The sequence below is a fragment of the Rhodoferax sp. RT4P68 genome (genome assembly GCF_056521305.1).
This window is the reverse complement of sequence record NZ_JBWMBB010000014.1, coordinates 89,131-105,456: the sequence shown is the minus strand read 5'-3', so window position 1 is coordinate 105,456 and position 16,326 is coordinate 89,131. Positions and strand designations below refer to the sequence as shown.

At 67.6% G+C, this 16,326-nt stretch carries 18 protein-coding genes; 11 read left to right on the top strand and 7 right to left on the bottom strand.

Annotated elements, in window-relative coordinates; genetic code table 11:
• Positions 1–6 precede the first annotated feature (6 nt).
• Genes pcaF through catC form a run of 3 tightly spaced genes read left to right on the top strand, consistent with a single transcriptional unit; the run spans position 7 to position 2,347 of the window.
• Entirely contained in the window at positions 7–1,212 is a 1,206-nt protein-coding gene (gene pcaF / locus AC099J_RS25530) for a 3-oxoadipyl-CoA thiolase (protein WP_479618103.1), read from the top strand.
• A 12-nt stretch (positions 1,213–1,224) separates the two neighbouring features.
• Positions 1,225–2,052, top strand: a complete 828-nt coding sequence (gene pcaD, locus AC099J_RS25525) for a 3-oxoadipate enol-lactonase (RefSeq protein ID WP_479618102.1) — start codon at positions 1,225–1,227, stop codon at positions 2,050–2,052.
• 16 nt (positions 2,053–2,068) lie between these two features.
• A complete protein-coding gene (gene catC / locus AC099J_RS25520; protein WP_479618101.1) occupies positions 2,069–2,347 on the top strand; it encodes a muconolactone Delta-isomerase in 279 nt (92 codons plus the stop codon).
• Between the two features lie 73 nt (positions 2,348–2,420).
• Here the strand turns inward: catC and AC099J_RS25515 are convergent, their stop codons facing one another.
• The 3 genes from AC099J_RS25515 to tsaE all read right to left on the bottom strand — a co-directional run bounded on the left by AC099J_RS25515 (position 2,421) and on the right by tsaE (position 4,760).
• Entirely contained in the window at positions 2,421–2,639 is a 219-nt protein-coding gene (locus AC099J_RS25515; RefSeq protein ID WP_479618100.1) for a glycine zipper 2TM domain-containing protein, read from the bottom strand.
• A gap of 172 nt (positions 2,640–2,811) precedes the next feature.
• On the bottom strand, positions 2,812–4,227 hold the full coding sequence (locus AC099J_RS25510) for an N-acetylmuramoyl-L-alanine amidase (protein WP_479618099.1): 1,416 nt from the start codon (positions 4,225–4,227) through the stop codon (positions 2,812–2,814).
• Positions 4,224–4,760, bottom strand: coding sequence for a tRNA (adenosine(37)-N6)-threonylcarbamoyltransferase complex ATPase subunit type 1 TsaE (gene tsaE / locus AC099J_RS25505; protein ID WP_479618204.1), 537 nt, complete (start codon positions 4,758–4,760; stop codon positions 4,224–4,226). The genes AC099J_RS25510 and tsaE overlap by 4 nt, the downstream gene beginning before the upstream one ends.
• A 27-nt stretch (positions 4,761–4,787) precedes the next feature.
• Between tsaE and queG the strand changes: the two genes are divergently transcribed.
• Positions 4,788–5,837, top strand: a complete 1,050-nt coding sequence (gene queG, locus AC099J_RS25500) for a tRNA epoxyqueuosine(34) reductase QueG (protein WP_479618203.1) — start codon at positions 4,788–4,790, stop codon at positions 5,835–5,837.
• Here the strand turns inward: queG and AC099J_RS25495 are convergent.
• Positions 5,834–6,748: an AEC family transporter gene (locus tag AC099J_RS25495; protein ID WP_479618098.1), complete on the bottom strand. Its 915-nt coding sequence runs from the start codon at positions 6,746–6,748 to the stop codon at positions 5,834–5,836. The genes queG and AC099J_RS25495 overlap by 4 nt on opposite strands.
• Positions 6,749–6,932: 184 nt before the next feature.
• Here AC099J_RS25495 and AC099J_RS25490 point away from each other — a divergent pair, with 184 nt between their 5' ends.
• From AC099J_RS25490 to AC099J_RS25475, 4 genes are all read left to right on the top strand, one after another.
• Positions 6,933–7,895 (top strand): tripartite tricarboxylate transporter substrate binding protein BugE, encoded by a 963-nt coding sequence (locus AC099J_RS25490; RefSeq protein WP_479618097.1) that lies wholly within the window; start codon positions 6,933–6,935, stop codon positions 7,893–7,895.
• A gap of 40 nt (positions 7,896–7,935) precedes the next feature.
• Positions 7,936–8,841, top strand: a complete 906-nt coding sequence (xerD, locus tag AC099J_RS25485; RefSeq protein ID WP_479618202.1) for a site-specific tyrosine recombinase XerD — start codon at positions 7,936–7,938, stop codon at positions 8,839–8,841.
• Between the two features lie 230 nt (positions 8,842–9,071).
• The gene (locus AC099J_RS25480) at positions 9,072–9,932 is read left to right on the top strand and encodes a methyltransferase domain-containing protein (RefSeq protein ID WP_479618096.1); all 861 of its coding nucleotides are present in this window, start codon (positions 9,072–9,074) and stop codon (positions 9,930–9,932) included.
• A gap of 84 nt (positions 9,933–10,016) precedes the next feature.
• Entirely contained in the window at positions 10,017–10,379 is a 363-nt protein-coding gene (locus AC099J_RS25475) for a hypothetical protein (RefSeq protein WP_479618095.1), read from the top strand.
• A gap of 87 nt (positions 10,380–10,466) precedes the next feature.
• On the opposite strand, the gene AC099J_RS25470 is transcribed toward AC099J_RS25475, so the two are convergent.
• Both AC099J_RS25470 and AC099J_RS25465 read right to left on the bottom strand, forming a co-directional pair.
• Positions 10,467–11,735: an EAL and HDOD domain-containing protein gene (locus AC099J_RS25470; RefSeq protein WP_479618094.1), complete on the bottom strand. Its 1,269-nt coding sequence runs from the start codon at positions 11,733–11,735 to the stop codon at positions 10,467–10,469.
• Between the two features lie 68 nt (positions 11,736–11,803).
• Positions 11,804–13,030, bottom strand: a complete 1,227-nt coding sequence (locus AC099J_RS25465) for an EAL and HDOD domain-containing protein (protein WP_479618093.1) — start codon at positions 13,028–13,030, stop codon at positions 11,804–11,806.
• A 111-nt stretch (positions 13,031–13,141) separates the two neighbouring features.
• Between AC099J_RS25465 and AC099J_RS25460 the strand changes: the two genes are divergently transcribed.
• From AC099J_RS25460 to hslO, 3 genes are all read left to right on the top strand, one after another.
• Positions 13,142–13,933 (top strand): ferritin-like domain-containing protein, encoded by a 792-nt coding sequence (locus AC099J_RS25460; protein WP_479618092.1) that lies wholly within the window; start codon positions 13,142–13,144, stop codon positions 13,931–13,933.
• 64 nt (positions 13,934–13,997) lie between these two features.
• On the top strand, positions 13,998–14,522 hold the full coding sequence (locus tag AC099J_RS25455) for a gamma carbonic anhydrase family protein (protein ID WP_479618091.1): 525 nt from the start codon (positions 13,998–14,000) through the stop codon (positions 14,520–14,522).
• A gap of 6 nt (positions 14,523–14,528) precedes the next feature.
• Positions 14,529–15,536 carry an Hsp33 family molecular chaperone HslO gene (hslO, locus tag AC099J_RS25450; RefSeq protein ID WP_479618090.1) on the top strand — a complete coding sequence of 336 codons (1,008 nt, stop codon included), beginning with the start codon at positions 14,529–14,531 and terminating at the stop codon, positions 15,534–15,536.
• A gap of 44 nt (positions 15,537–15,580) precedes the next feature.
• Here hslO and AC099J_RS25445 read toward each other — a convergent pair whose 3' ends face one another.
• Positions 15,581–16,297, bottom strand: coding sequence for an AAA family ATPase (locus AC099J_RS25445; protein ID WP_479618089.1), 717 nt, complete (start codon positions 16,295–16,297; stop codon positions 15,581–15,583).
• Positions 16,298–16,326: the final 29 nt, after the last annotated feature.

The following is a 16,326-nucleotide window of genomic DNA, read 5'->3' as shown; positions in this document are numbered from 1 at the left end:
AAACCCATGACCGAACCCGTGTTCATCTGCGACGCCATTCGCACCCCCTTCGGCAAGTACGGCGGCGCGTTGTCCTCCGTCCGTCCCGACGACCTGGGCGCCGCCGTGCTCAGGGCCCTGACCGAGCGCAATGCCGAGGTGGACTGGAGTGCTGTCGACGACGTGATCTTCGGCTGCGCCAACCAGGCCGGTGAAGACAACCGCAACGTGGCCCGCATGTCGCTGTTGCTGGCCGGCCTGCCCTTGCAGGTGCCCGGCACCACCGTCAACCGCCTGTGCGGCTCCGGCATGGATGCCATTGGCATCGCGGCGCGGGCCATCAAGTCGGGCGAAACCGGCCTGATGATCGCCGGCGGCGTGGAGAGCATGAGCCGCGCGCCGTTTGTCGTACCCAAGGCGGAATCGGCCTTCTCGCGTGTCAACTCCATCCAGGACACGACCATCGGCTGGCGCTTAGTCAATCCGAAAATGAAGGCGCTGCATGGGGTGGACGCCATGCCCGAGACGGCCGAGAACGTGGCCGATGATTTCAAGGTCTCGCGCGCAGACCAGGACCTGTTCGCGTGGCGCAGCCAGGCCAAAGCCGCTGCGGCGCAGAAGGCCGGTCTGTTCGCCGCCGAGATCGTGCCGGTGGCGGTACCCCAGCGCAAGGGTGAGCCGCTGCTTGTCAGCGTGGACGAGCATCCGCGCGAGACCACGCTCGAAGCGCTGGCCAAGCTCAAGCCCGTGGTGCGGCCGGGCGGCACGGTGACGGCTGGCAATGCCAGCGGTGTCAACGACGGTGCCTGCGCCGTGCTGCTGGCCAGCGAGGCAGCAGCCAGGCGGCACGGCCTCACGCCGCGCGCCCGTGTCGTCGGCATGGCCACGGCCGGTGTCGCGCCGCGCGTCATGGGCATCGGCCCCGCGCCCGCCACGCAGAAGCTGCTGGCGCAGACCGGCCTTGCCCTCGCGCAGATGGATGTGATCGAGCTCAACGAGGCTTTTGCCTCGCAGGGCCTGGCCGTGCTTCGCCAACTGGGCCTGGCCGATGACGACGCCCGTGTGAACCCCTATGGCGGCGCCATCGCGCTGGGCCATCCTCTGGGCGCGAGTGGCGCACGCCTGGTCACCACCGCTGTTCAGCAGCTGCACCGCACGGGCGGCCGCTATGCGCTGTGCACCATGTGCATCGGCGTGGGGCAGGGCATCGCGCTGATCATCGAACGCGTTTGAAGGAGATCCACCATGGCGCAACCAATGCATTCACCACCCTTTTCGCTGGAAACCGCGCGCGGCGCGTTCCGCATCACCGTCGACGGCGATGCCGCCGCACCGGCGCTGATCCTGTCCAACTCGCTGGGCACGCTGCTTGAGATGTGGGACCCGCAGGTGGCCGCGTTTTCCGAGCACTACCGCGTGATCCGCTACGACGCACGCGGCCACGGTGGCAGCCCGGTCACGCCCGGCCCCTACAGTTTCGCGGACCTGGGGCAGGACGTGCTGGCCGTGCTGGACGCTCTGGGCATCGAGCGCGCCGCGTTCTGCGGCATCTCGATGGGCGGTCATACCGGCCTGTGGCTGGGCATCCACGCGGGCGCCCGGTTCAACGCCATCGCGGTCTGCAACAGTGCCGCCAAGATCGGCACGTCGCAGGGCTGGAACGAGCGGGCGGCGATGGTCCGCGACGGCGGTCAGGCCGCCATGCAGGCCTTGGCCGAGTCGTCACCGGGCCGGTGGTTCAGCGCCGACTTTGTCAATGCGCATCCGGCCGAAGTGCAACGCGCGCAGGCCTGGATCGCCGGCATCGCGCCGCAAGGCTACGCGGCTTGCTGCGAGGCCCTGGCGACATCGGATCTGCGCGAAGACCTCAGCCGCATCCGCACGCCCACGCTGTTGCTGGCGGGCGCGTCCGACCCGGTCACCACCGTGGCCGACGCCCAGGCCATGCAGGCAGGAATTGGCGGCGCGCAGCTGGCGGTGGTGCCTGCGTCCCATCTTTCCAACCTGGAGGCGCCGCGCGCGTTCGACCAGGCGGTGCTTCACTTTCTCGCAACCCAACAACTCGCTTCCTGACCGACAAGGATTTCCCATGCTGTATCTGGTTCACATGATCGTCAACATTCCGTCCACGCTCGCGCCCGAAGAGGCCGCGCGCATCAAGGCCGAGGAGAAGGCCTATTCGCAGCAGCTGCAGAGCGCAGGCAAGTGGCCCCACCTGTGGCGCGTGGTGGGTGAGTACGCCAACTACAGCGTGTTCGACGTGTCTAGCAACGACGAGCTGCACGACACGCTGAGCAAGTTGCCGCTGTTCCCATTCATGCAGATCACGGTCACGCCGCTGGCCAAGCATCCCTCGTCCATCGTCTAGTCCAAGAACGGCCACACGATCATGAGATGGTGGGCACATCGGGCAGACACCGATCTTGTGGGCGCTGAGGGTGTCAGCGCCGATCGCGCCGCTTGCCGACTTCATTGCCGACCACTGCACCGGCCGCCGCGCCGCCCACGGTGCCCAGCGTGCTGCCAAACACCGCGTTGCCCAGCACGCCACCGGCGACTGCACCCACGCCCGTGCCCACCTGGGCGCTGGAAGGGTTGCTCGCGCACCCCGTCAGGCCGATCACGGCGGCAGTGGTGAGGGTCAGGAGAGTCTTGATCATGTCGTTCACCTTGCATGTTGTGGGAAGCGGGCCAACGCCACCCCCTGTTTTCAATGTAGGGAACGCGAGGGTTGTGGGGTGTAGGCCCGGGCGCCTGCGACCTGTCGGGCGTGGGCGTCCTGTGCCTGTTCATTGGCGGCGCTCCAGCGCGCTCGCGGCCCCCCAACCAAGCTCACACGGTGCGGTTGCGCGCCAGCGGCGGGTTCTTGGCGAAGTAGCTGCGGATGCCGCGCATGATGGCGTCGGCGAGGTCGTCCTGGTAGTCCTCGCTGCGCAGCTTGGCTTCTTCGTCCGGGTTGCTGATGAACGCCGTCTCGATCAGCACACTGGGAATGTCCGGCGCCTTCAACACGGCAAAGCCGGCCTGCTCGACGCGCGGCTTGTGCAGCCGCGCCATGCCGCCAATCTCGCCCAGCACCGCGCTGCCGAGCTTCAGGCTGTCGTTGATCTGCGCCGTGGTGCTCATGTCCAGCAGCATGCGCTGCACGTGCGCGTCCTTGGCCTGGACGTTGACGCCGCCGATCAGGTCGGCCCGGTTTTCCTTGTTGGCCAGCCAGCGTGCGGCGGTGCTGGTGGCGCCGCGCTCGCTCAACGCGAACACGCTGGCGCCGCGCGCCGATGGCGTCGTGAACGCATCGGCGTGGATGCTGATGAACAGGTCGGCCTGCACGCGCTGGGCCTTTTGCACGCGCACCTGCAGCGGCACGAAAAAGTCGGCATCGCGCGTGAGAAAGGCGCGCATCGGGTTGCCGTTGATGCTGGTGCCGTTGATGCGCTCGCGCAGCTTGTGCGCCACGCGCAGCACGATGTCTTTCTCGCGCGTGCCGCGCGGGCCGATGGCGCCGGGGTCTTCGCCGCCGTGGCCTGGATCCAGCGCCACGATGATCAGCCGGTCGGTGCGCTGCGGCGGCTCGGCCGGGCGCCTGGCGGGCGTGCTGGCCTCGGGCGCTGCGCCGGCCAGCGTGCCGTGTGGCAGTGTGGGCGAGGGCGGGCGCACGGTGCTGGTGCTTGGGTCGGGCAGCGGCTTGATCTGGCCGGGCGGTGGCGAGACGCTCAGCCCGGGGCCGCTGTGCCGGGCGATCAGCTCGTCCAGCGGGTCGGCGCCAGCGCCGGATGCGGGCGCGCGCGGCTTTTCGCTCATGCGTTCGGCGATCAAGGCCTCCAGCGGGTCTTCGGCGACCGCCGGGTACAGGTCGAACACCAGCCGGTGCTGGTAGGCGGCCACCGGCGCCAGCGTGAACACCTGGGGCGAGGCCGCGCGCTTCAGGTCGATCACCAGGCGCACCACGCCCGGCGCGTTCTGGCCAACGCGGATGCGCTCGATGTTGGGGTCGCCCGGCTGTACGCGGCCGACCAGTTCGCGCAGGGCCGTGTTGAGCTCGATGCCCTCGATGTCTACCGCCAGCCGTGGCGGGTCGGCCACGAAGGTCTGGTGCGTGACCAGCGGCACATCCGATTCGATGGTGACGCGGGAATAGTCTGGCGCCGGCCACACGCGCACGGCCACGATGCCAGCGCCGCGTGCCACGTGCTGCACGCCCAGCAGCAGCACCAGGGTGCTGTGCTGCAACAGCGCACGGCGCTTCATGTCGGCGCCGGCTGCAGCGCGAGCGCCTGCAGCAGCGTGGTGCCGGCGGCGGTGCCGGCCGTGACGGTGACGTGGCGCGCGCCATCGGTCTGGGTGTCGATCATGATCGTGAGGTCAGCCGCCGGCAGCAGCGCGCCGGCCTTGTCGGGCCACTCGGCCAGCTTCAGGCCGGAGCTGGCGAAGATGTCGCGAAAGCCGGCGTCTTCCCATTCGCGCGGGTCGTTGAAGCGGTAGAAGTCGAAATGCCAGACTGCCAGAGGCGGCTGGCGCGTGTCGATCTGGTGCGGCTCGACCACGGCGTAGGTCGGGCTCTTGATGCGGCCGGTCGCGCCCAGCGCACGCAACAGATGGCGCACCAGTGTGGTCTTGCCGGCACCCAGGTCGCCTTGCAGGGCGATGAAGGCGTTGGCGATGCCGCTGTGGCGCGCGAGCCCTTCGGCAAAGGTCTGCGTGGCGGCCTCGTCGGGCCACACCAGCCGCAGGGGGTTGGGGCTGGTTTCTACAATCGGCGGGTGACGGCTGCTGTGGTTCAGATCGATGCTCTCGAGTTGGTGGCCCGTATCAGGGAGTGGGCCGGCGCGCTCGGATTCTCCCAAATCGGCGTGGCGCCGGTCGATTTGACGTCTGCCGAGCCGGGTCTTGCCGCATGGCTGGCCCAGGGATTTCATGGCGAGATGGGTTACATGGCCGCCCACGGCATGAAGCGCGCACGCCCGGCCGAGCTGGTGCCGGGCACCGTCAGCGTGCTCACAGCGCGCATGGACTACCTGCCGCAGGACACACCGGCCGAGTGGCAGGCCGTTGAGTTTGCCCGCCTGCAGCGGCCGGCCGAAGGCATCGTCTCGCTGTATGCGCGAGGCCGTGACTACCACAAGGTGTTGCGCGCGCGGCTGCACAAGCTGGCCGAGCAGATCGCCGGCGCGGTGGGGCCGCTGGGCTTTCGCGTGTTCACCGATTCGGCGCCGGTGCTGGAGGCCGAGCTGGCCGTGCGCAGCGGCCAGGGCTGGCGTGGCAAGCACACGCTGGTGCTGCACCGCGAGGGCGGCTCGATGTTCTTTCTCGGCGAGATCTACCTCGATCTGGCGCTGCCCGAGAGCGCGCCCGTCTCGCCGCATTGCGGCCAATGCCAGGCCTGCATCGACGTGTGCCCCACCGGCGCCATCGTCGCGCCACACCGTGTGGACGCACGCCGTTGCATCTCTTACCTGACGATCGAGCACGCGGGCGCGATCCCTGTGGAGTTGCGCCCGCTGATGGCCAACCGCATCTACGGCTGCGACGACTGCCAACTGGCCTGCCCCTGGAACAAGTTCGCAGCGCGCGCGCCGCTGGCCGATTTCGATGCGCGTGAGGGCCTGGCCGGCGCGCAGCTGGTCACGCTGTTCGGTTGGAGCGAGGCAGAGTTTCTGCGCCGCACCGAGGGCAGCGCGATTCGCCGCATCGGCCACGCGCGCTGGCTGCGCAATATCGCCGTGGCGCTGGGCAATGCCTTGCGCAGTGCCGATGCGCACACGCGCCCCGCGCTGCAGCAGGCCCTTCAATCGCGCGCTGAAGACGGCAGTGCGCTGGTGCGCGAGCACGTGGCCTGGGCGTTGGCGCAAGCCGCCTAAAGCAGCGCCTGCAGCACGCCCAGCGCAAACGGCAAACTGGCCATGCCCAGCAGCGTGGACAGCGTCACCAACCCCGCCACATACGGCCCGTTGTAGCCCATGCGCGCGGCCAGCACATAGCAGCTAGAGGCAGTCGGCAGGCCCGAGAAGATCAGCAGCACCGTGCTCTGCATGCGCGTCAGGCCCAGTGCCCACGACAGGCCCAGCGCCACCAGCGGCAGCGCGAAATGGCGAATTCCCAGCAGGCCGATGCCCAGCACCTTGGCCCGCGCCAAGGGCCCGAACTGCATGCCGGCGCCCGCTGCCATCAGGCCCAGCGCCAGCGAAGCGGCGCCGATGCGCGAGGTGGTCGGCTCCAGCCACAGGGGGATGGCCAGGCCCGCCAGGTTTGCGGCCAGGCCCGAGACGGTGGCGATGATCAGCGGGTTGCGCACCAGTTCGCGCAGCAGGCCGCTTTGCGCATGCCGCGCCATGGGCCAGACGGCGGCCACATTCAACAGCGGCACGCACACGCCGATCAGCACGGCGATCATCTGCAGCGCCTGCGCGCCGCCCAGGCGCTCGGCCAGTGCCAGCGCAATGAACGAGTTGAAGCGGAACGCCACCTGCGCAGCGCCTGCATGTTCGCGCCGGTCGATATGGCGGCCCAGCCCCGGCCAGTGCGGCAGGCTGTAGGCCAGCGCAATGCCCACCAGGCTCATGCCAACGCCGGCCAGCATCAGTCCCGAGGTGGCGGCCAGGTCGATGCGCGTCTTCAGCACCGACTGGAACAGCAGCACCGGGAACAAGAAGAAGTAGACCAACCGCTCCACCGGCACCCACACGTCGCGGCCCAGCGGTGAGTAGCGGCACAGCAGAAAGCCGATCAGGATCAGCGAGAAATCGGGCAGCAGCAGTTGCGCGTAGTTCACGGTGGGCAAGGGCGGGGGCAGGGCGCGGCGGGCCGGGGGGCGCCGGCTGAGAATACCAGTGCAAACCCTGTGCAATCAGGGCTGGCGGCGGCGGGTGGATTTTTATAATCGCGCCGCCTCAGCCCCGCAGCCACACCTGTCGCGCAAGGCTTTTCGATCCACCTTTTCCCCGGAGATTTCCACGATGCAACGTCGGACCGTTTTCACCCTCGCGCTGCTGGCCGCTGCAGGCCCCGCCCTGGCGCAGTCTTACCCGACCAAGCCGATCCGGTTGGTGGTGCCCTTTGCCCCTGGCGGCACCACCGACATCGTGGCCCGCGTGATCGCTGACCCGCTGGGCAAGGTGCTGGGCCAGCCGGTCGTGGTGGAAAACAAGGGAGGTGGCGGCGGCATCATCGGCGCTGCGGAAACAGCGCGCTCGCAGCCCGACGGCTATTCGCTGGGCATGGCCACCGTGTCCACCACGGCGGCCAACCCGGCCATCAACCCCAAGGTGCCCTACAACCCGCTGACCGACTTCACGCCCATCGTGAACGTGGCGGCCACGCCGAACATCATCGCCGTGCACCCTTCGTTCCCCGCCAAGGACTACAAAACCTTCGTGGCCGAAGTGAAGAAGGCGCCAGGCAAGTACGCGTTCGCCTCGTCTGGCACGGGTGGCATCGGCCATCTGCAGATGGAGCTGTACAAGAGCATGGCAGGCCTGTTCGTCACGCACATCGCCTACCGCGGCGCCGGCCCGGCGCTCAACGACACGGTGGCCGGCCAGGTCAACATGATTTTTGACAACCTGCCCTCGGCCCTGCCGTTCGTGCAGTCCAACCGCCTGGTGCCCATCATCGTCGCCGCCCCGCAGCGCCTGGCCGTGCTGCCCAACGTGCCGACCTTCAAGGAAGTGGGCCTGGAGCCGGTGAACCGCATGGCCTACTACGGCATCCTCGGCCCCAAGGGCATGCCCAAGGATGTCGTGGACAAGATCAACGCCGGCGTACGCAAGGTGCTGGAAGACCCGGCCGTGCGCAAGCGCATCGAAGAGACCGGCTCGCTGGTGATCGGCAATTCGCCCGATGAGTTCTCGGCCCAGATCAAGGCCGAGTTCGAGGTCTACAAGAAGGTTGTCGAGACTGCCAAGCTGAAGCTCGATTGATGCGCGCCGCCGCCACCGGGTGCGCGGCATGACGGAGGCGCTGCTGGCCGCCAGCCAGGCCGGCATCGACGCATTTGTCGATGCGCTGTGGCTGGAGCAGGGCCTGTCGCGCAACACACTGGCGGCGTATCGGCGTGATCTGTCCTTGTACGCGCAATGGCTGGCCACCGAGGGCCGCATACTGGATGCCACGCGCGAGGCCGATCTGCACGGCTACTTCGCGGCCCGCCACGCCGTCACCAAGGCCAGCACGGCCAACCGCCGGCTGACAGTGTTCAAGCGTTACTTCCGATGGGCGCTGCGGGAAAGCCTCGTCACCACCGACCCCAGCCTGCGCCTGCAGCCCGCGCGCCAGGCCCTGCGCGTGCCCAAGACGCTGAGCGAGGCGCAGGTGGAGGCACTGCTGGCCGCGCCCGACGTCAACACGCCGCTGGGCCTGCGCGACCGCACCATGCTGGAGCTGATCTACGCCAGCGGCCTGCGCGTGAGCGAACTCGTCACGCTCAAGACGTTTCAGCTGAGCCTGAACGATGGCGTGGTGCGCGTGACGGGCAAGGGCGGCAAGGAGCGGCTGGTGCCCTTTGGCGACGAGGCTGCCGGCTGGCTGGATCAATACCTGAACGGCACGCGCTTCACGCTGTTGGATGGGCGGCAGAGTGAAGACCTGTTCGTCAGCTCACGCGGGCTGACGCCCGGCCAGGCGATGACGCGCATGATGTTCTGGACGCTGGTGCGCAAGTACGCGGTGGCCGCTGGCATTCAGGTCGCGCTGTCGCCGCACACGCTGCGCCATGCATTTGCGACGCATCTGCTGAACCACGGCGCTGATCTGCGCGCGGTGCAGATGCTGCTGGGGCATGCGGATATTTCGACGACGACGATCTACACGCATGTGGCGAGGGAGCGGTTGCATGCGCTGCATGGCAAGCACCATCCGCGGGGATAGGTGAAGGCGGTGGCGGGTGGGCCGACCCATACGCCCCGACCATCGACAGCGAATTCAACGTCAGCTGTCACGGTCAGCGTTGTGCGCTTGACCATAATGGCGCGCAACCTGAAGGCTGCTGTCCTTCTCGCGCATCTGCCAGGCTTCAGGCCAACGGCGATCGTTGGACAACAAGCCGCCGGCCGTTTGCCTCCGAACGATCACTTCACTCCAACCGTGGTGCGCTCGATATGTACTGGCAATTGCATGTGGCTCGGCTTGCCGTGCTCAAACGTTTACCTTTTCAAGATGAGCTGCGGCGCCTCAAGCGCCGTTTCATGGGGTATGAGCCAGACCCCGGAAATATCCGCGGTACGGTCTACGACTTCAACGATATGGAAGCCGAACTGCGCAAGACTGGACGCAGCTTCGCCGGCAGCACCGTTCTGGAAATTGGCACTGGGTGGTTTCCGACGATCCCGATCACGCTGTGCATGCGCGGCGCCCGCCATGTCTTCATGACAGATCTGAACCCTCATCTCGATGAAGTGACTTTCGCGTCGACCTTGGCGTTCCTCAGGCGCGAAGGCGGGGATTTTTCCAAGCTCCCCGAAAGAAGCACACTGGCCGATTTCCCACTTACCTACCTGGCGCCCTTCAACGTCGACGAAGTAGCCCCTGGCAGCATCGATGTGGTCATCTCGCGTGCAGTGCTGGAGCACATTCCCGAACATCAGATCGCGGCTCTGTTCAGATCACTGCGCCCCAAGCTGGCCGCGAACGGCGTGATGGTTCACTGTGTGGACCACAGCGACCATCTCGAGCATCGCGACAAGTCTCTGTCGAAGGTCAACTTTCTGACGTGGGGCGATCGCAGGCACGCATGGGTCAATCACCTCACCGGGGAAGGCGAAAATCGTCTTCGCCATTCGGACTATGTACGCTTGCTGGAGCGAGCCGGATACCGAGTCTTGTTGGAGAAGGGGAACGCGCATCCCGAGACAGAGCTCCGACTGAAGCACTTGACGCTGTCGGAGCGATTTCAAGGACGCCCGCACCCCGAGCTTGCCACGCTGAGGTCGGTCTACATCGCGACGCCTGCAGATGTCTGACCACTTGCCTGGCTTGGGTGAAGAACTGAAGCCCGAACCGCTTGCCCCAAGCCTTCCATTGTTCTAACCCTGTACCAGTCCCCCATGATCACCCGCTACGCCCTGTTCGAAGGCCATGTTCACGATGGCATGACCGAAGCCTTTCGCGCCGCCGTTCTGGCGGATGTCCTGCCGCACTGGACGGCGTTTCCAGGCGTGCTCGCCGTCCGGGTGTGCTTTGCCGACGAGCGCGACGAGGGGGCGCCGGAGCTACCCCTGATCCTGGCGATCAGCTACGCCGACCGGGCCGCCGTGGACACGGCCCTGGCCAGCGCTGCGCGGGCTGCGGCCAAGGCGGCGACGGAGGCGATCCTGGCGCGCTACTTCCATGGGCGCATCCACCACCACATCACGCAGGCGCACGACCATGTGGTTGACGGCCCGGGTCAGGCATTGCCCACTGATTGATTGGAAACGCGGGCGCCACCCACGGTGGCGCACTGGATACGGCACACGGGCAAACAGGGCTGCGTTGCGCAGCCCCAGCCGCCGCTGCTATGCCTCGACCGATTCCGCCCAGGCCAGCGCCTGCAGATGGGCCCAGTTGACCTGCCGGTTCGACAGCTGCAGCGAATTGGCGACACGGGCGAACACCTCGTCGTTGCCGCTCTCGCAGGCCTCCGCAAGCTCCAGAAACGGCGCGAACACGCCCGTGCGGTGCAGCAGGGCATCGACCACGGGTTGCGGCAGCGCCAGGGACTCGATGGCCTTGTCCAGCGGGACGCCCAGCATGGTGTCCAGCAGCGAGAACACGCCGACGACGAAGGCGTTGTCGCATTCTTCGGGCGCCAGCAGCTCGGCGGTCAGCAGCTCCATCAGCCGGCCGCGCACGACAGCGGTTTGGCCCACGGCCGGTGGCGCGCCGCCGCTGCGCGAGGTCGTCATCAGCAACGCGGCCCAGCGGAACAGCTTTTTCAGGCCCAGGATCATCACCGCGTGGCGGAACGAGGTGATCTCGCACGACAGCCCGAAGCCGGATGAGTTGATGAAGCGCAGCAGGTTGAAGGACAGCGTCGGGTCCTTCTTCAGCAGTTGCTCGATCTCGGCGGTGGTGGCCTGCCGGCGCACCAGGTTGATCAGCTGGATGATGGTGGCCTGCGAGGGCCGGATGGCCTGGGCCTTGACCATGGCCGGCTTGGCGAACCAGTAGCCCTGGAACAGCTTGACGCCGTAACCCAGCAGCGTCTTGTGCTGCTCGGCCGTCTCGACCTTTTCGGCGATCAGCTGGGCGGTGGTGTTGGCCTGTGCGAAGCGCACGAAGGCTTCGACCTTGCCGGGCGACAGGGCCATCAGGTCGAGCTTGATGAACGAGGCCAGCGCGCGCCACGGGGCATAGCCGCGCGTCAACACCGTGTGGTTGAAAGCGAAGCGAAAGCCGCGCTTGCGCAAGTCCTGCAGCACCGACAGACGGCTTTCGATCTCTTCGGGCGCGTTGCCCAGGATGGGTGGCACTTCCAGCACGACCTTGTCCGGGTGGATCAACTCCAGGTGGCCACCGGCCAGGCTGTCGTGCGTGCAGTTGATGAAGACCAGCTTCTTGCTGACCAGCGCTTCGGTGTCGGCAAAGGACAGGGCGTTGAAGAGCAGGGCAGCGTCGCTCTCGGCCGTATGCTGCTCGGGCGACATGGACCGGTCGAACAGCTCGTAGCCGAACACCGCCCGCGACTCATCCACGATGGCCTGGCGGGCCATGACGAGTTGGCTGTCCGCACTGCCGGCGGGCGGCCCCTTCATCGACAGCAGTTCGTCGGGGATGGTAGACATGGCGGTGGGTGCGGGTCGGGCGATTGTAGGGAGGTGGTCTGTGACGAAATGTGCTGTTCGCATGCCGGTCACTGCGCCACCTGATCGGCCCAGGCCAATGCGTCCAGGTGGGCAAGGTTGATCTGGCGGTCAGACAAACCCAGCGCCTGGGCCGCGCGCCCGTAGCCGTGATCGTCCCCCGATTCGCAGGCTTTGGCCAGCAACAGCAGGTCGGCATAGGGGCCGCTGCCATGGGCGAGTGCGTCGGCCACCGGCGCGGACAGGGAGAGCAGTTCCAACGCCCGGTCCAGCGGCACGCCGAGCATCACGTCGAGCAGCGAGAACACGCCCACGACGAAGGCGCCATCGCATTCCTCGGGCGACATGGACTCGGCTGCCAGCAGCTCCATGAGCCGCCCGCGCACCACGGCGGTGCTGCCGACCACGGGCGGTGCGCCGCCCTCGCGCGCGGCCGTCAGCAACAGGGCGGCCCAGCGGAACAGCTTCTTCAGACCGAGCAGCATGACGGCTTGGCGGAACGAAGTGATCTCGCGGTCCAGGCCGAACCCGGACGAGTTGATCAGCCGCATCAGGTTGAAGCCCAGCATCGCGTCCTTCTTCAGGACTTCCTCGATCGCGTCGGTGCTGGCCTGGGTGCGCACCAGGTTGATGAGCTGGATCACGTTGGCCTGCGACGGCGCGAGCACGCGGGTCTGGATCAGGTCAGGTTTGGCAAACCAGTAGCCCTGGAACAGGTCAACGCCGTAGCCGGCCAGCTGCTCGTACTGCGCGGCGGACTCGGTCTTTTCGGCGATCACCCGCGCACTGGTGCGCGCCCTGGCAGCCTGCAGCAGCTGCGGGATCTGCATCATGTCGACGGCCGAGAGGTTCAGCTTGATGAAGTTGGCCAGCCCCTGCCAGGTGGCATACGCGGGCCTCAGCACGGTCTGGTTGAACGCCAGCCGAAAGCCGCGCTTGCGCAGGCCCTGCAGCGCGTGCGAACGCGCTTCGATTTCTTCTTCGTCGTCGTTGTCGACCGGGGCGATCTCCAGCACCAGCCGATCAGGCTGCACCAGGTCCAGATGCCCGCCGGCCAGGCCGTTGCGCGTGGTGTTGACGAAGATGGCGAATTGGCCCATCAGCACTTCGCTGCCGGCGTGGGCCAGCGCGTGGAAAACCAAGGCCACATCGGACGCCGCCGATTGGTCCTGCGGGTTCTGCGACCTGTCGAACAATTCGTAACCAAAAACCACCCGGCGGGCATCCACGATGGGCTGTCGGCCAATCAATACAGGAGCTTCGGGTTCAAAGAGCATTGGCAACGCGGTCGTCAGGTGAAACAGGGCGATTGGATTCTAGGCCCCACCCTTTCATTCGCGCAGACTTCGCCTCTAATTGCAATTTGAATTCGATGCAAACTTCGTGCTATGAAATTTCTTCGTCCTGCCGCATTGGCGGCGCTGCGGGAGGCCACGCCGGCCACCAAGGCTGAGATGGCGCGCGCACTCGCGGACGACCTGCCCGTAGGTGCCACGCTGCAGTTGGCCACGCCGCCCGGCATTCCAGGGCGGCCAGCGCAGCCGGTGCTGGTGCCGCACCAGCAACTCAAGCCGCGGCCCGTGCACACGCTGGAGGGCCGGGCCACGCTGCTGCATGCGCTGGCCCATATCGAGCTGAACGCGATCGATCTGGCCTGCGACATCTTGTGGCGCTTTGCCGACCTGCCTGACGCGTTCTACCGCGACTGGGCGCGTGTGGCGCGCGAAGAGGCGCTGCACTTTCTGCTGCTGAGCGCGCACTTGCAGTCGCTGGGGTTCGCGTACGGCATGTTCCCCGCGCACAACGCCCTGTGGGAGATGGCCGAGAAGACGCAGGACGACCTGCTGGCGCGCCTGGCGCTGGTGCCACGCACGCTGGAGGCGCGCGGGCTGGACGCGGCGCCGCCGATCCGTGACAAGCTGGTGAAGGCGGGCGACCTGCGCGCCGGCGAGATTCTGGATGTGATCCTGGCCGACGAGATCGGCCACGTGGCCGTAGGCAACCACTGGTACGCCTGGCTGTGCGAGCGGCGTGGGCTCGATCCGGTGGCCACCTACGCGTCGCTGGCCCAGGCTTACCAGGCGCCCCGGCTGCGGGGGCCATTCAATCTGCAGGCGCGCCGCGCGGCAGGCTTCAGCGACGTGGAGCTGGCCGCGCTGCAGCACGTGGCGGCGGGCTGATCGATGGGCTGATCGATGCGGTCGCTCCCTACAATTGCCACCTCCACGAACCACGGGAACCCGCATGGCCTTGTACGCATTGGATGATCTTTTGCCCCAGGTGGCGCCCACGGCCTGGGTGGCCGACAACGCGCAGGTGGTGGGCGATGTGACGCTGGCGGCCGACGCCAGCGTGTGGTTCGGTGTGGTGGCGCGCGGCGACAGCGCGCCCATCACCGTAGGCGAGGGTTCCAACATTCAGGACAACACCGTGCTGCATGCCGATGCGGGTGTGCCGCTGGTCATCGGCCGCCATGTGACGGTAGGCCACCAGGTCATGCTGCATGGCTGCACGATCGGCGACGAGACGCTGATCGGCATCGGCGCCATCGTGCTCAACAACGCGAAGATCGGCCGCAACTGCCTGGTCGGCGCGGGCGCGCTGGTGACCGAGGGCAAGGAGTTCCCTGACGGCTCGATGATCATCGGCAGCCCGGCCAAGGCCGTGCGCCAGTTGACGGCGGAGCAGATCGACGGGCTGCGCCGCAGCGCCCAGCATTACATGGCCAACGCGCGGCGGTTCAGCGCCGGCCTGAAGAAGATCGGCTGAGCGCGCATGTCCGAACTGCGCAAGTTTCTGTTCGATGGCCTGCCGGTGCGTGGCGCCGTCGTGCGGCTGACCGATGCCTGGCAGGAGCTGCTGCAACGCCGCGCATCCAACCCCGCCGGCGCCTACCCGGCGCCGGTGCAGGCCCTGCTGGGCGAGATGACGGCGGCCGCCGTGCTGATGCAGGCAGGTATCCAGTTCGATGGCGCGCTGGTGTTGCAGATCTTCGGCGATGGCCCGGTCAAGGTGGCCGTGGTCGAGGTGCATGCGGACCTGCGCTTGCGGGCCACTTGCTCGGTGGTCGGCGCGGTGGCCGACGACGCCACGCTGGGCGAGATGGTCAACCAGACCGGCGCCGGCCGTTGCGCCATCACGCTGGACCCGGCCCATAAGCTGCCGGGCCAGCAGCCCTACCAGGGCGTGGTGGCGCTGACCAGCGACGACGAGCAGAGCTTCGGCAGCGTGGCCGAGGTGCTGCGGCACTACATGCTGCGCTCTGAGCAGCTGGACACGCTGCTGGTGCTGGCGGCCAACGATGAGGTGGCCGCCGGCCTGCTGATCCAGCGCCTGCCGGTCAAGGGCGACGCCAACCTGCAAGGGCAGGCCGCGCGTGGCGAGGCCGAGGTCGCCGTGGGCGACGACGCCGACACGCAGGGCCACAACGAGCACTTCAACCGCATCGCGCACCTGGCCTCGACGCTGACCCGCGACGAGCTGCTGGGCTTGGACATCGACACCGTGTTGCGCCGCCTGTTCTGGGAAGAGCAAGTGATGAGCTTTGCGCCGCAGAAGGGCGAGGGCGGGCCGCGCTTTGCCTGCACCTGCAGCCGCGAGCGTGTGGGCAACATGATCCGCAGCCTGGGCCAGCCGGAGGTGGAGGGCATCCTGGCCGAGCGTGGCGAGGTGGAGGTGGCCTGCGAGTTCTGCGGCCAGCACTATCGGTTCGACGCGGTCGATGCAGCGCAGATCTTCGCGCCGCCGGGTGCGGTGACGCCGGGCAGCCGTTCGGTGCAGTAGCCGCCCCGGTGCTGGTCCGGCGGGCGGCGGCCTTTCGTCGGCGCTCAGCTCGGCGTCGAGAGCTTCAAGCGTTGGAACAAGCGGTGTTCGCAGTCGGCATCGCCGCAGGCCTCGCATTGCCAGCGTACTGCGCTTGACGTTGCAGGTGATGTGGCCGACGCATCCGGTGCAGATGGCGTGAGCCTGTCGCCCAGCAAGGCGCCGAGCTGCGGATGCCCCCGCAAGGCTCGCTCGGCGTGCGCCAGCCGCTGCGGGCCGCGGCCATACACCAGCTGGTAGGGCAGCGGCACGCTGTCCAACGCGGCACGCAGCCGGGCGTCCACCGGCGCACGCACATGCGGGCCGTCGCGCTGCAGGCCGTCGGCCACCCAGGGCAAATCCAGTCCCATCACCAGCGTGACGGCATCGCCGCGCTGGTGTGCCAGCGCGAAGGCGTAGAGCGAGCGGTCGGCAAACAGCAGGTCGCTGTAGACGGCGATCATCAGCGGGGAGGTGTCGGTGACCAGGATCGATATGGCGGCAGGGTGATCGGCCGCCAGCACGGCGGCGGCCCGGTCAGCGCGCGCGGCCTGCTCGCGCGCGATGTCCATCTGCTCGTGCGCCCCTGGCGTGCGGCCCTGGTGCGCGCACCATGCGCGCAACACTTCGGGAACCACGGCCACGGCAACCCCGCGTGCGCGCCATGCATCGGCCAGCGACTGTGACAGTGCGGTTTTGCCCGTGCTCTCCGCCCCGAGCAGGGCGACGCGCAAAACTGTCATGTGGCCCCCACGCTCCCCGCTGCGCGAGG